Below are 15,568 nucleotides of genomic sequence, written 5' to 3'. Positions count from 1 at the left end.
TATACATGAGTGATTTCAATGAAAATTGGCAGTTGGTAGGCACACCGGATCCGGCAACACCTCAGGTCCAGCCTCATCAGTCACCGTTTCAGCCTGCACCTCAGGCCGCACAGCCTGTTCAACCGGTTCAGACGGCACAGCCGGTTCAGACTGCTCAGGCGGTTCCGGTTCAGTCTCAGCCTGTGCCCCAGGCTCCTGTCCAGGGATATCCCGCCAATAATCCCCAGGTTGGTGCACCTGCGGGAATGCCGGTCTATGGTCAGCCCGTTGCACAGCAGGCTGTTCCTGCATATCAGCAGCCTTTTGCTTCTCCCGCAATGCCGGCATATCAGCAGGCACCCGTATACGGACAGCCGATGCCCAATGCATACGGTTATTCTCCTGTTCAGCAGACATATCAGCAGGTAAATTACGCCACGGAGAGACAGAGAAATCTTGATGAATGCGGAAAGCTCATCAACCATTTTTCACCTAAGATTGATGTCTATCAGGCGTATGAGAAGTGCAATGCCGACATCAGGAAATTTTCAAAGACGAGCAATGCGCCTCTTATCTGGGGCATAATCGTTTCTGTTTTCAGTTTGGTTTTCGTATATGAATTTTTCTCATCGCATTCCGATGAGTCAAAACTTGCTAACGGCATTATAGCAGGCGTTCTCCTTCTCTTTGGCGCCGGACTCATCGCGCTGTTCATAATCAAGAAGAAGAGACACGCAAAGAAGATCGAGGAACTGTACGAGCAGCAGAAAGACCTGTCGGGACAGCTCAGGATAATCTATAACGGATACAGCAACTGTCCTTTGGGACCTGAATTTACCGATCCGAGGATCCTTTTCAAGATACAGTCGCTCCTGATCCAGGGAAGATGCGTTACCATTGCCACGGCAGTCAGTTCGATGCTCGCTTTTCACAACACTTATCAAATGGTGACTAATGCCAAAGCTACATTTGAAGCAGAGACTTCCGCAAGGTATGACGGAACTCCCGCATTCTTCAATGCAGTCCGTTATCTTGATCTGAGATAATCCGGAAAAGATATCAGTTCGTACTGTCGTTGTTCATCTTCGAGAGCTGTCTGCGGTAGAAAGTGACAGGGATGTTGATCTCGAAGCATGCGCCGCCCTCAGGCTTGTTATAGGCTTTGATGGATCCGCCGTGCTCTTCGGCTATGGCCTTTGCGAGTGCCAGACCGATACCGTGCTTACCGTCCGATCCCTTTGAGAATCTCTCGAAAAGATGGTCTATAACTTCAGGCGCGATGCCGGGGCCGTCATCGGATATCGTGAAGATTACATTTGAGCCGGTCTCGTCAGTCCTGCAGCCGAAGGTTACAGCTGTCTTACAGTATCTTAAGCAGTTGGAGAATATGTTTTCGAGACATCTGATAAGGTCGTTCTCATTTGCGTAGATATAAGTGCTCGAGATGTCGATGTCGTTGATTATGGATTTGTCTTCGTGTATGAAGTTTCCTCTTACTTTATCGATTATCGCGTCGCATATCTTTACGGCATCGATGTTCTGCTTCTTGACCTCAAAGGATCCGCTGCGGCTCATGTCCATCTTGGAGATGGAGAGCAGGTTTTCCACGAGGAGAGAGAGTCTCTGAGTCTCATCGATAATGACGTCTATGGCGTTATCCCTGTCTTCGTCGCTCTCGAAAACACCGTATTTCAGACCTTCCGCATAACCCTGAATGGACATTAGCGGTGTCCTTAATTCGTGCGAGGCGTTCTGGAAGAATGTCTTTTGCTCGATGTCTGATTCCTGCAGTTTATACGCCATCTGGTTCATGACGTCTCCAAGTTCCGAAAGCTCCTTACTGACGATGTGTCCGCGGACAGGTTTGAAATCTCCTTTTGCGATACGCTTCGCGAATCGGGCGAGTTTCTGAGAAGAGAAGATGATAGGGTAGGTCATTATCATACTGAGGACGCCCGCTATGATTATGGCAAGGAGAGCTGCCTGGATAAGGGCGAGCGTCATGGATGCCATGAATTTATAGTAGGAACTCGAACTGATAAAGATGCAAAGATAATAATTTGACAGATCGATGGTTTCGGTGATGGATCCTTCGGTCTGTGTATTGACCGTGTCGGTTTCCGGCCCTTCCGTATCGACCTTCCATTGGAAACCGGAGGAAAGGTAGTAGATCTTATCGCCGTCCAGATCCAAAGTCTGAGTCTTTGTCCAGTCGCTGTAACCGCCTTCTTCAACAACTCTGCCGATAACGTTGGAAGCTCTGTTTGCGTATGAAGTCGAAGTGTAGGGAGTAGGCCACAGGACCAGATATTCATTTGTCTCCGGATCCAGATAATAGAGCGCGATCGTTGCTTCGTTCGAGAGGTCTGCTGACGATGTGATGGAACTTGTCAGATAAGCTCTGATGTTCTCATCCGATCTCTCATCAGATTCATCGACCTGAAGCATGAATGCATCGGCGAATTTCTTGGTTGATTTCAGAGCTATCTGAAGACGGTCGTTGCATTCTTCCTCGATATATGTCTTGGTGATGGACTGGACATAGATGTTCATAATAAAAGCAACCAGAATGATGACCACGATCTCGACTGCATAGAAGTGCATCGAAATGGGTACTCTGATTGCCGATTTGTTCCTAAAAGACTTTTTGGCTTTATGCCTGGCCTGTTCAGGTTTTTCCGTCATTAGTCCTGATTGTCTCCGTCATCTTCATCATCATCCGAGTCTTCGGTGGTCTTGTCGACGAGCCTGAAACCGTAACCCCAGATAGTAGATATTTTAGCATTAGATTTGCTTATCTTCTTCCTTAATCTTTTTACGGTGTCGTCAGCAACCCTCGTCTCGACCTGAGTCTCGTAACCCCAGATCTTGTCCAGGAGTTCCGCTCTTGATACGGCTCTGTCCCTGTTGGAGATGAGGTAGGTGAGGAGCTGATATTCGTTGGGCGTAAGCGGCAAAGGCTTTCCGCTCATTGTAGTCTCTTTTGTCTTTCTGTTGATGATGATGTCCGCAAATTCATATACGGCGTCATTGTCGGGCTTGTCTCCGGTCTTACCGGTGATCTCTTCCTGTCTCTTAAGAATGGACTTTACTTTAGATACGAGCTTGACGGGTGAGAAGGGCTTGGTGAAATAGTCATCGCTTCCCATGTCTAGGCCCTGGATATAATCTGTGTCACTGTCTTTTGCGGTAAGCATTATTATCGGTACATTCGATGTCTTGCGGATCTCTTTAAGGATAAAGAAACCGTCGTGACCGGGCATCATTACGTCAAGGATTATAAGATCTGCAGGTGAATGTGAGAATACTTCGAAAAGCTTGTCGCCGGTTGAAAAACCTGTTACGTGAAAACCTTCGCGCTCAAGGAATGTCTTGAGAAGATTTCTTATATTGTCGTCGTCATCTGCGATGTAGATTAATTTGTTCATCAGGATCTCCAGTTTTTGCTTAAAATTTAACAGACATATTTTAACTGAAAACAGTTTGATGCTTCATTTGAAAATGGTGCAAATATGCGGAATTACTTTGAATTGTTTGAAATTCTCATTGTTTGTGGTTAAATGGTTTGCAAGATTAAATGACAGGGGAGAATATTATGTCTACAGTACTGGTAACGGGCGGTAACGGATATATTGGTTCACATACCGTTATATCATTGTTCGAGAACGGCTATGATGTTGTGGTAGTCGATAACCTTTCGAACAGTAAGATGGAAGTTCAGAACCGTCTCGAGAAGATAACAGGAAAGAGATTCAAATTCTACGATATCGACTGCTGTGATGCTGATAAGCTCAGAGTAGTATTCGAAGAAAACAAGATCGACAGCGTCATTCATTTCGCAGGACTCAAGGCGGTTGGCGAATCCGTAAGCATCCCTCTTGATTATTATTCCAATAATATCGGCAGCATGATCGCCGTATGCCGTCTCATGACCGAGTTCGGCGTCAATAATCTTGTATTCAGTTCTTCCGCGACCGTATACGGCTCGAGCGAGGATGTTCCTTTTACGGAGGAGAGCCCCCTCGGCACGTGCACCAATCCGTATGGCTGGACCAAGTGGATGATCGAGCAGATCTTAAGGGACTATGCCAAATCAGAGCCTTCAAAGAGGATCTGCCTTCTCAGGTATTTCAACCCCGTAGGCGCTCACGAGAGCGGACTTATCGGCGAAGATCCGAGAGGCATACCAAATAATCTGTTCCCGTATATTTCTAAGGTTGCAGGCGGCACTTTGGAGTGTCTTACTGTGTTTGGTGACGATTATAATACCCCTGACGGTACTTGTCTTCGTGATTATATACATGTCGTTGACCTTGCGGAAGGACATGTAAAAGCGATAAAATTCCTTGAGAAGACTGAGGATTCGGTTAGTGTATTCAATCTCGGTACGGGTAAGGGGACTTCCGTTATAGAAGCTGTCAAGGCTTTTGAGAAAGCATGCGGTCATGAGATCAAACATGTATTCGGACCGCGCAGACCGGGCGACATTGCCGTCTGCTATGCTTCGACCAAGAAGGCTGAAGAGGTTCTTGGTTTTAAGGCAAGATACGGCATCGACGAGATGTGTTCATCCTGCTGGAAATGGCAGACAATGAATCCCGAAGGTCTAAAAGACTGATAAGAGGCAAAGGATTATGGGTTTTGACGATAGTGACAACATGTATCTGTCCGTTCCGGACAAGAAAGCTCCCAGGGAGCCGTCTTCGGAATTTACCGATACATCAAAATATCCCGAAGCACGCGGAGGCATAGAAGATGTCATTGCCGATCTCGACGGAGATAATGATTCCGCGTTTGATTACGGTTTTTCCAGAAAGAAAGCGGGAGCCGCTTCACATTCAAATGCAGGCGGCATTTCAGGCGTAAAGAGGACCAGGCTCCGCATCATCCTCGGTGTTCTTGCCGGACTTTTGGGAATCTTTGTTGGAGTTGTATGTTTCGGTCTGTGGTATAAGGATTATCTCTTAAGCAAGATCACATATGAGACGACTGCATCCAATGCCGTCATTACGATCGTAAATGAGGAAGGAAACACCGTAGCTCTTACTGACGTTACTGAGTCAACACAGTATGAGATCATCCAGGATGAACCTATCAAGAACTTCCTGCTCATCGGAATCGACAGCAGATATAAGAGCTATAACTCATCCGGTACGGGCGACAGATCCGACGTTATCGTCGTAATGTCCGTGGATTCCAACAAGGGAACAATCAAGCTCCTTTCCATCGCGAGAGACTCTTATGCTTATTTCCCGGGCTATTCTAATCCTCACAAGATCAACGCCGCCATGTCCTACGGCGGACCTGATCTCCTTCAGGCCACAGTTGAGAGCTGCTTGAGGATCAAGATCGACGGATATGCTTACGTTAACTTCAGCCACATGGCTAACATCATCGATGCAGTCGGCGGCGTATACGTAAACATGACTTCCGGCGAGAAGAATGTCGCGAACAAGTACATCAGGGAAATGAATCCCAATGCCGCGCTTATCGACAGCACAGGCAACGGCACATGGCTCAACGGCATACAGGCCGTAGGTTATGCCCGTGTCAGATATGTCGGTAACGGCGACTACGAGAGAATGGAACGTCAGATAGAAGTCTTGCGCAGCGTAATGAAGCAGTATATGAGCCTTTCAGCAACCGGCAAGCTCGCTGCCATGGACGATGTGCTCGCGGCTGTCGTTACTAACATCGACAAAGCCGATATCGAGAAGTATGCGCTCGATTTCCTGCCGTCGCTGCAGAATGCCGAGATGCAGTATCTGCAGCTTCCGATCGAAGGATGCTACAACTGCGGCATGTACGGAGACGAGTGGAGCATGAGGTGTAACTGGAATGCGTTCATTCCTTATGTTCAGGAATATTTCTACGGCGAGACATGTGATTTTGACGAGGTAAAGATACCTAATCACGCGCCTTCTCTGAGCAACTGTGATACGGATATTCCGCTCGACCATCTCATTCACTGACGTTTTTGACTTTTTTTGATTTTCGCCTTGACAGGCAGGTGAATAAGAATTATATTTTGTTGTGGTTAGCACTTAGGGTATTAGAGTGCTAACCACAATTTCATTGTATTGGAGGTCTTTTTTATGACGATTAAGCCCTTAGCAGATAAGGTAGTAGTAAAGAAACTTCAGGCAGAAGAGACTACAAAGAGCGGTATCATTCTGTCCTCCGGAGCTCAGCAGAAGCCGCAGATCGCTGAGATCATTGCAGTAGGTCCCGGCGGAGTCGTTGACGGCAATGAGATCAAGATGGAAGTCCAGGTAGGTCAGAAGGTCATCATCCGCGATTATGCCGGAACAAACGTTAAGCTCGACGGCGAGGAATACATCATCGTACGTCAGGATGACATTGCTGCCATCGTTGAAGACTAATATGTAATAAATATTGGAGGCACATAATTATGGCTAAAGACATCAAGTATGCAGAAGACGCCAGAAAGTCATTGGAGACAGGCGTTAACAAGGTAGCCGATACAGTTAAGGTTACTCTTGGTCCTAAGGGAAGAAATGTTGTTCTCGACAAGAAGTACGGCGCACCCCTGATCACAAACGACGGTGTTACGATCGCTAAAGAGATAGAGCTCGAGGACCGCTATGAGAATGCAGGCGCTCAGCTCGTTAAGGAAGTAGCATCCAAGACAAACGATGTTGCAGGCGACGGTACGACAACAGCTACGCTCCTTGCTCAGGCTATCATCCGTGAAGGCATGAAGAACGTTGCAGCAGGCGCTAACCCGATCATCCTCAGAAAGGGTATCTCCAAGGCTGTTGAGACAGCAGTTTCCGAGATCCTCGCAAATGCAAAGCAGGTTGACGGTTCCAAGGATATCGCACGTGTTGCCGCTATCTCCGCAGGTGACGAGGAAGTCGGCAAGATGATCGCCGAGGCTATGGAGAAGGTTACGGCAGACGGCGTTATCACCGTTGAAGAGAGCAAGTCTATGCTCACAGAGCTTTCAGTAGTTGAAGGTATGCAGTTCGACAGAGGTTATATCTCACCTTACATGGCAACTGATACTGACAAGATGGAGACAGTATTCGATGAGCCTTATATCCTCATCACAGATAAGAAGATCTCCAACATCCAGGATATCCTTCCCGTTATCGAGCCTCTCGCACAGTCAGGCAAGCAGCTCGTTATCATCGCTGAGGACATCGAGGGTGATGCTCTTGCAACACTCATCGTAAACAAGCTCAGAGGCGTATTCACATGCGTCGGCGTTAAGGCTCCGGGCTTCGGCGACAGAAGAAAGGCTATGCTCGAAGATATCGCCATCCTTACAGGCGGTCAGGTAATCACATCCGATCTCGGACTCGAGCTCAAGGATACAACTCTTGACCAGCTCGGCCGTGCTCATCAGGTTAAGGTAAACAAGGACAATACGATCATTGTTGACGGTGAAGGTGAAGAGGGTGCTGTTAAGGCACGTGTCAACCAGATCAGGGCACAGATCGAAGAGACAAAGTCCGATTACGACCGTGAGAAGCTCCAGGAGCGTCTCGCAAAGCTTTCAGGCGGTGTTGCTGTTATCAAGGTCGGCGCAGCTACTGAGACTGAGATGAAGGAGAGAAAGCTCCGTATCGAAGATGCCCTCGCAGCAACAAGAGCTGCAGTTGAGGAAGGTATCGTTCCCGGCGGCGGCACGGCATACATCAATGCTCTTCCCGCAATCGCAAAGCTCCTCGATGAGACAGAAGGCGATGTACAGACCGGTGTTAAGATCGTTCTCCGCGCACTTGAGGAACCTATCCGCCAGATCGCTGCAAATGCTGGTCTTGACGGCAGCGTAATCTGCGAGAAGATCAAGAACTCTACTGCAGGCACAGGATATGATGCTCTGAACGACGTATATGTCGACATGTTCGAAGCAGGAATCGTTGATCCTGCAAAGGTTACACGTTCAGCACTCCAGAATGCGGCTTCCGTATCCTCAACACTCCTCACGACAGAAGCAGTTGTTACGGACATCCCTGAGAAGGAAACTCCGGCTATGCCTCAACAGCCGATGTATTAATAGACATCACTGACATAACGTAATTAACGGACTGCCTCATGAGCAAACGCTTGTGGGGCAGTCCTTTTTTCAAGTCCGTTTAAACCCGGGCACTTATCATATCAATAGTACAAGTATCCTGCTTTGTGTTACAATGTTGTTTGTTTGAGGTGAAGCATGTTACAAGACAGTTTTATTGAATCAATGGTGGTCCGCAAGAACGGCGGAAAAGGTGTGATATTTACAGTCACGGCAATTATTTTTTGCATATTTCTCGATGCCGCGATCATATACATACCGTATCTGTTCTTCGGAAAAGAGGTTTTCCCGATAACGAGTTTCATTGCGGTTGCACTTGTTTTCGGGCTGTTCTCTCTTCTTAAGTATCAGAAAAAAGAGTATGAACTCGAGATATCAAATGACCTTTTTGATTGCGCGGTCATCTCCGGTAAAGACAAGAGAAACGATCTTGTCAGCTTCTCGATAAAAGAATGTGAGTATATAGGGCCTGTTACTTCGGACCGGTATGCGGATGACAAGAAGAATGCCGATTTTGTTGTCAAACTGACCGATCTTATGGATTTTCCCATCGATGAGAAGTACTGGTACTGCTACCTGAGCCATGAAGGACGCAAGTTCGTTGTCGTCTTTATCTTTAAGCCTGAGATGTATCCTGTATTCAGGAGATACAATCCCAGAGCCACAAAAGTCATGCCCATCCCTGTAGGTGCTGCAAAGAAGGCGGACAACGATGGCTGAGACAGGCAAATATACGGAAATGGAAGTCTATTGCAAGGCTACTGAGTGCGGGATAGGAGATAAGCTCTACTGTTCCTCTCTTATCGGTGACCTTCAGGAAGCTGCCGAGCGGAGTTCCAATACCATCGGTTACGGCACGTCATTCCTGAAAGAGATAGATATCTGCTGGATAATCCTCAAGATGAGGCTGCATATCGATGAACTGCCTTCCTGGCACGAGACTTTCCGTATCAGGACATGGGCCAACAGCATCGAAAAGTTTTACTACGGACGTGATTTCGAGATATTTAATGCAGAAGGAAGACTGATAGGCCAGGCAACATCCACATGGATTCTTGCAGACTGGAATTCGCACAGGCCTGTCATTGCTAATAAGAGACCTGATCTTCCTCCGCCTGTGATACAGGATCCCAGGTTCGCGTTCGGTGAGAGCTGTCCCAAACTTGCTTTCCCCGCAAGGATCGACATAGCAGGTGAGACGGAAAAGCCCGTCATCATTAAGTATGCCGATTATAACGAACTCGACCGCAACAGGCACGTGAACAATTCTCGTTATACCGCCTGGGCTTATGATGCTCTTTTTAAGAACGGATATGATGTGTCGAAGATCGAAGATCTTGTTATCAATTACAACAGTGAGGTAAAGGCAGGGGAGAAGGTCGAGCTGTTTATCAGTTCTGATGGCCCGAAGGTAAGCGTTTTCGGGTATAAGAACATCGATACAAAGGTGTTTGCAGTTGAACTGACAATGCGTCAGTGATGACAGCGGATATCTGACTTTTGAAACTGCCCTGTCTTTGTACGCCTTTTTAACTAATATCAGCCTTTTTTGTTCTTCTTATTTTGTTATAATAATAAGTTGTACGCATTTTTCTGGAGGTTGCAATGATCGAGATTAATAATCTTGTGAAGAGATACGGCGACAAGAAGGCCGTCAATGGTATCTCATTCACGGTTAATGACGATGAAGTCCTGGGTTTTCTGGGTCCCAACGGTGCCGGCAAATCCACGACAATGAACATCATTACGGGATATCTTTCTTCCACATCAGGAACCGTTAAGGTAAACGGACATGATATCCTCGAAGAACCTGAACTCGCCAAGAAGGAGATCGGTTATCTTCCCGAGAATCCGCCTCTTTATACCGACATGACGGTTAAAGAGTATTTGGATTTTATCTGCGATCTTAAGGGCGTCTCCAAGGAGAAGCGCAAGAAGCAGCTCGACAGGATCATATCCCTCGTAAAGATCTCCGAAGTCTATGACAGACTCATCGGAAACCTCTCTAAGGGATATAAGCAGCGTGTCGGCATTGCTCAGGCAATGGTAGGCAACCCTTCGATCCTTATCCTTGACGAACCTACGGTAGGTCTCGATCCCAATCAGATCATCGAGATCAGAAAGCTCATCAAGTCACTTGCAAAATCTCATTCGATCATCATCAGCTCCCACATACTTTCCGAAATCCAGGAAGTTGCCGACAGAGTCGTTATCATAAACAAGGGAAAGGTTGCCGCGATCGACACGGTATCCGATCTTTCCAAAAGACTTTCCGGCCAGACAAAACTTCTTATGACTTTCAAAGGACCGCTTAAGGAAGGCATCGGAAAAGTCCGTACGATACCCGGTGTTCAGTCAGTCGTTCCGCGTCTGGCAGACAGTAAGTTCAGTCAGCTCGAGATCACTATCGTTTCTGACAGTTCTGCCGATATCCGTTCCGCCATCTTCTTCATGATGGCTCAGGAAAGCTGGCCTATCCTTGAGTTCCGCTCTCTTGATCCTTCGCTCGAGGAGGTGTTCCTCAGCATCACGGCACGCTGATTGGAGGATTTGATCAATGTACGCAATCTTTAAAAGAGAATTTTTATCTTACTTTAGATCTCCGGTTGGTTATGTTGCCATCTCGATATTTTCATTCCTTGCAGGATTCATCTTTTATTCGCAGTTCAGCTACGGAACTGTAAATATCGGAAGTGAAGTCATCTCGCTCCGTTCTTTCTTCGTCATCATTGTTCCGATCATTACGATGGGACTTCTTGCTGAAGACAAGAAGAGGGGAACGGACATCCTCTATTACACGACGCCCGTAAGTCTTTTCAATGTCGTTGCGGGAAAGGTGCTTGCGGCATTCGCTCTTTATGCCGTTATGTTCCTTAATGTTGTTATCCACATTATCGTAACACTTGCATGCGGCGGTCAATTCGGAGTCGGTGCCGTCGGAACGATAATCGTATTTTTCTTCATGGCATTCATGTTCATCACCATGGGAATGTTTGCATCTGCCATCACGGATAATCAGATCGTATCCGCCATCGTGGCATTCATCTTCATACTGATTACACAGCTCCTGACCATGATGTCCGAATATGCCGGGACTGCTGTTACATCATTAGCATCTACAATCGGGATCAAGTCGGAATCCGCTTCTTCTGCCGGAACAGCAGTAAAGAATTTTATCGGCTGGTTTGACCCTTTTGCCAAGACACAGGATTTCCGTCTCGGGGTGTTTTCTGTGTCGGCTTTGATCTTTCTTCTTTCGATTGGCATTCTCTTCCTTTACATGACCTACAGAGTGCTTGAAAAGAAGCGTTGGAGCCAGGCGTGACGGAGGTATGACAATTATGAGTAAAGATAATTCCAGCGAGAAGATAAACAGTGACGTAAGAGCTGACAGAATGAAGCTCTTCTCGATAGGTTCGGTTGTATTGCTTGCAGCGATAATACTTCTTGTTAATTTTCTCTTCGATAAGATCTTAGGCAAGGCGATGACATTCGATTTCTCGGATTCGTCGCAGAACTCCGTATCCAAAGAGACAATTGACTATCTTGATGCGCTGTCTCCCGATACACGCATAAGGATAGTAGGTCTTTTTAACCGTCCTGATAATGTAGCGTCAACCAAATATCAGTACATCGTGCCTTTGCTCGATGACTATGTAAAAGAGTCCAAGGGAAAAGTCACGGTGGAATATATCGATCCCACCGAGCATCCTTCGATCATAAGCCAGCTTGATCCGACAAATTCTTACGATCTTGCAAATCAGAGTGAGAATTATGTTGTTGAGTACAATGGCAAGATCAAGGTTATTTCCCCGATAGACTGTTATTCCTATGATGAGGAATACTTCAGGTCAACAAATAACTATCTTATCGTCGGAAACAATACCGAATACACGTTCACGAATGCAATGTATGTTCTGACAAACGGTTATTCTGCAAAGGCATATGTCGTAACCGGACTTAAGGAAGAAGGCAATGAATACATCACCAAGATCCTCAACTCCATGTCGATCGATGTTGAATCGCTTCCGGTTTCCGAGAACTTCGCGGTGCCTGCTGATTGCAGCCTCCTGATCCTGAACGGCCCCAATTCCGATATTTCCGAGAAGATGTATGTTGCAATGAGCGATTACATAAGCCGCGGCGGCAAACTGCTCGTTGCAGTTGATTACAGTACCGTCAATGTAAACGAGAACTTTGTAAGGCTGAATCTTCTGCTTAATCAGATGAACATCAATATCGATCCGCTTCTTATTTACGAGAACGATCCCGCATATCAGCTCAGCGGATACGCTTATGATTCAAATGTAACAGCAGTTGAGCCGTTCGATGAGTTTGCGTCTCTGCCGATCCTGCATGCCACATACTGCAGATCTGTAAGACAGGCTGATAACCCGAACTCGTCCTATAATACTTTGCCGGTTCTCGCAACCAGCGATAATGCCGCTACGCTCCAGGTTGATCCTGAAACAGGCAGGGCAGTGGACAACGGCATGATAACCACAGCTAAGTACTATGTCGGAATGTATTCATACGTCGACGGCGTTGACGCTTCCGAAGCCTTTGTTTTCGGTACTCTTAATTTCACATCCGATCTGTATATCAGCAATTACGGCCTCAACGACTACAATGTTGAATTCCTGAGGTCATGTGTTAGGGAACTTGTCGATGTCGAGATACTCGACGGTGTCAACGTACAGACAAAGATGATCGACAGCTTCTCGCTCGATACCACAAAATCAACAACATCAGCCTCTACAGCTGTTCTTGTTGTCTTCATGGTGCTGATCCCCGTCATTCTCATCGGAATGGCTGTAATCGTATATTCAAAGAGGAAGAATCTCTGATATGAAGTCTGTAAAGAACCTTCTGGTCCCGTTTATAATACTGATCGCGCTTATCATAAGCGTGATCGTGTATTTTGTTGTCGAAAATGCGACGGCTACGGATCCTGAAGAAACGTTCAGCGGTCTTATTGATGTTGTTTATATCAATTCAAATGACATCGATTCTGTCTCTGTCTATAACAGGGACACTGGCCATACTTCAATCGTGAAGTGTACTATGGACTCCAGCGGCATCGTTAATTACGAGTATCAGGGTGAGGATGCCAATCCTTCCGAGTATTATTCACAGATTGGCCTGTCAGATTACGTAGATCTGCTGTCTACGTTTTCGTGCAATTCAAAGGTTTCGGCCGTTGGCAATTATGCTGAATACGGACTTGATCACCCTAAATATACCGTCACCATCAAGGCGCTCAACGGTACCGTAACGACCGTGTTCCTTGGCAACAAGACACCTGACGGCATATATTGCTATATGTATGTTTCCGGCTCACAGGACATTTATACGGTCGCAGTCAGCAAACTCGAAATGGCTGACAAAACCGCGATCAGTTTCCTTGATACGCAGGTCCTTCAGATCGATTATTATGATCTCAAGACCGTACATTTCGACAGAAAGTCTGACGGGCTTTCTCTTGACGCGAATGTTGTTATGACTGATTCCGGCATTGCAGATTTCAAATTCTATAAGCCGTACAGCCACGGATCCAGTCCTTATTTCGGAAATATGATCGACAAGTTATCAAATCTTGAGATCTCGAAATATATTGAGATCGATTCCCAGGAACTATTGAAGTACGGACTTGACGATCCTGAGTTCCATTTTATCTTTACACTCAACAGCGGAGAGCAGAAAGAGCTGTATTTCAGCAAGAAGGTAAACGGATTCTTCTACGGTTTTCTTTCGGGAATGGACAATTATTTCATGATCTCTGAACTTCAGCTGGAAGGCATGGAGATGCCTGAGACAGTTCTCATCGATCCGTATATTGCTTATTGCTATGTTAAGGATATCTCCTCGATCACCTGCAAATACGGAGACAGATCATTCAAATTATCACTCGATGTTGCCGAAGGCAGACCTATCACAGCTGAGGAAGCCCGTGTTGAACTCGACGGCAGAAATGCCAAGATCTCTGATTCAGACGGCAGATCATATGCTTCGATCCTTTTTGAAAGCATCGCATGCATAAAGATCGGCGGTGCCGACGGAAGTGCCGTTCCCGACACATCGGCAGGTGCTGTTTTTTCATTGAGTTTTGTCGACAAGTCTTATAACACGACGCTCTACGATTTCTATACCAGGGACGATGATTCATTTTATGTGTTCAAGAACGGTGAATATATGAGCTTCTATGTATATTCAAGGGAATTATTCAATGACGGCGGAAGAGATACATACAGTTACGGTTGCTGGACTGCTTATGAGCTTTTGAGCCGCGCGATCTCAGACAATATAAACGGCATCTACGACATGCCTGCAGAAGGATAAAATGGAAAACAAGACAGACATTAACGAGAAAAAGAATACCAATATTACTGCTGATTCTTCCAAAGAGAATACAGTATCTCAGGCTGCAATCAGGAAGGGGCTTACAGTCGCTGTTACGATCTTTGCCACGATCCTTATCGTGAGCATAGCCTTGATCTTTGTAGTCTCCAAAAAGATCGATTCCATGGCGGGTGCCGATGCACAGATAAAGCTCTCGGCACAGGGAGGTTTTTCCTGCGAATATTCTGAAGCGCAGAAACTCTATCCGTACGGAGACGGTGTCATCAAGGTCACTTCAGAGAGAATCGCTTACCTGACACTCTCTGGTTCAGAAGTCTTTTCAACGACTATCTCATATCAGAATCCGCAGTGCGTTACTTACGATAAGTACGTTGCCGTATTCGACAGGGACGGCTACAGTTTCACGGTCCTCAACCAGGACGGCGTATTGTTCAGCAAACCCATGGAAAACCCCGTAAAGGCCGTTCAGATGTCTGACAGTGGGTTTATCGCGGTTATCAGCGGAAGCAGTGAATCTTACGGTGAAGTTGCTCTTTTCGACAACGAGGGAAACCAGCTTGCCGTATGGACATCTTATAACTCCGGATTCCCGGTCTGCTGCGCGTTTAATTCCGATTCCACGCTGCTCGCCGTATCGACGATCAACACGAGCGGTGCGGTCATAGTTCCTTTCGTCCGCGTGTTCTCCATAACAAAGAATGACAAGGGTTATGATGTTGTAGACAATGCGGTCTATACGACTGACGACAATGTAATCTTTGCATCAGTCTGTTATGTGGGGAAGAAGCTCTGCTGTTTTACTTCCAACGCTCTCTATGAAGTTCAGAACGACAATCTGTCCAAGATGAATTACGATTTCTCTGCCATCGGTTTCGTCAAGAATGTCGGCAACAATCTCTTTGTCACTTATTCCGACGGCATAAGCCAGCTCAATAAACTTGCGATAATTAATTCTTCGGACAGCATAATCTACAATTCCAACATCGGATCTAAGATCGTCTGCGTTGCCCAGAACGGCGGTTACTATGCGATCAGCGTTGACAGAAGAGTATTTATCTTCAACACATCGGGAATAATCACAGACGACTACTCGGTCGATGAGGACATAATCAGGATGAATTTCCTTTCGGGCAACAAATTGTGCGTTGTATCGACAGGCGGTGTACATACATTGAATTAAGGTGA

At 46.4% G+C, this 15,568-nt stretch carries 14 protein-coding genes; 12 read left to right on the top strand and 2 right to left on the bottom strand.

Features of this window, described 5'->3' with window-relative positions; genetic code table 11:
- Positions 1 to 5 precede the first annotated feature (5 nt).
- Positions 6 to 1,025, top strand: a complete 1,020-nt coding sequence (locus BO18_RS32250; RefSeq protein ID WP_051688415.1) for a hypothetical protein — start codon at positions 6 to 8, stop codon at positions 1,023 to 1,025.
- A 13-nt stretch (positions 1,026 to 1,038) separates the two neighbouring features.
- Here BO18_RS32250 and BO18_RS32245 read toward each other — a convergent pair whose 3' ends face one another.
- Entirely contained in the window at positions 1,039 to 2,664 is a 1,626-nt protein-coding gene (locus BO18_RS32245) for a sensor histidine kinase (RefSeq protein ID WP_051688414.1), read from the bottom strand.
- Complete coding sequence (locus BO18_RS01385) at positions 2,664 to 3,407, bottom strand: response regulator transcription factor (RefSeq protein WP_051688413.1); 744 nt, start codon at positions 3,405 to 3,407, stop codon at positions 2,664 to 2,666. Before BO18_RS01385 ends, BO18_RS32245 begins: the two co-directional genes overlap by 1 nt.
- 167 nt (positions 3,408 to 3,574) lie before the next feature.
- On the opposite strand from BO18_RS01385, the gene galE reads away from it, so the two are divergent.
- From galE to BO18_RS01330, 11 genes are all read left to right on the top strand, one after another.
- Positions 3,575 to 4,597, top strand: coding sequence for a UDP-glucose 4-epimerase GalE (gene galE, locus BO18_RS01380; RefSeq protein WP_034442648.1), 1,023 nt, complete (start codon positions 3,575 to 3,577; stop codon positions 4,595 to 4,597).
- Positions 4,598 to 4,613: 16 nt separating this feature from the next.
- Positions 4,614 to 5,951: an LCP family protein gene (locus tag BO18_RS32240; RefSeq protein ID WP_051688412.1), complete on the top strand. Its 1,338-nt coding sequence runs from the start codon at positions 4,614 to 4,616 to the stop codon at positions 5,949 to 5,951.
- Positions 5,952 to 6,074: 123 nt separating this feature from the next.
- Positions 6,075 to 6,362 carry a co-chaperone GroES gene (locus BO18_RS01370; protein WP_034442645.1) on the top strand — a complete coding sequence of 96 codons (288 nt, stop codon included), beginning with the start codon at positions 6,075 to 6,077 and terminating at the stop codon, positions 6,360 to 6,362.
- 29 nt (positions 6,363 to 6,391) lie between these two features.
- Positions 6,392 to 8,005, top strand: coding sequence for a chaperonin GroEL (gene groL, locus BO18_RS01365; RefSeq protein WP_034442640.1), 1,614 nt, complete (start codon positions 6,392 to 6,394; stop codon positions 8,003 to 8,005).
- Positions 8,006 to 8,161: 156 nt separating this feature from the next.
- Complete coding sequence (locus tag BO18_RS01360; protein ID WP_034442637.1) at positions 8,162 to 8,743, top strand: hypothetical protein; 582 nt, start codon at positions 8,162 to 8,164, stop codon at positions 8,741 to 8,743.
- The gene (locus BO18_RS01355; protein WP_034442634.1) at positions 8,736 to 9,503 is read left to right on the top strand and encodes an acyl-[acyl-carrier-protein] thioesterase; all 768 of its coding nucleotides are present in this window, start codon (positions 8,736 to 8,738) and stop codon (positions 9,501 to 9,503) included. Before BO18_RS01360 ends, BO18_RS01355 begins: the two co-directional genes overlap by 8 nt.
- Positions 9,504 to 9,628: 125 nt before the next feature.
- Entirely contained in the window at positions 9,629 to 10,564 is a 936-nt protein-coding gene (locus BO18_RS01350; RefSeq protein WP_034442631.1) for an ABC transporter ATP-binding protein, read from the top strand.
- A gap of 16 nt (positions 10,565 to 10,580) precedes the next feature.
- A complete protein-coding gene (locus BO18_RS01345) occupies positions 10,581 to 11,348 on the top strand; it encodes an ABC transporter permease (protein ID WP_034442629.1) in 768 nt (255 codons plus the stop codon).
- Positions 11,349 to 11,364: 16 nt separating this feature from the next.
- Positions 11,365 to 12,870, top strand: coding sequence for a GldG family protein (locus BO18_RS01340; protein WP_034442626.1), 1,506 nt, complete (start codon positions 11,365 to 11,367; stop codon positions 12,868 to 12,870).
- Position 12,871: 1 nt separating this feature from the next.
- The gene (locus tag BO18_RS01335) at positions 12,872 to 14,362 is read left to right on the top strand and encodes a DUF4340 domain-containing protein (protein WP_034442623.1); all 1,491 of its coding nucleotides are present in this window, start codon (positions 12,872 to 12,874) and stop codon (positions 14,360 to 14,362) included.
- Position 14,363: 1 nt separating this feature from the next.
- A complete protein-coding gene (locus tag BO18_RS01330; protein WP_034442620.1) occupies positions 14,364 to 15,563 on the top strand; it encodes a DUF5711 family protein in 1,200 nt (399 codons plus the stop codon).
- The last annotated feature ends 5 nt before the right edge of the window (positions 15,564 to 15,568 follow it).

The organism is Butyrivibrio sp. AE2032, assembly GCF_000702965.1.
The sequence above is the reverse complement of the archived record's forward strand: the minus strand, read 5'-3'. Positions and strand labels throughout refer to the sequence as shown.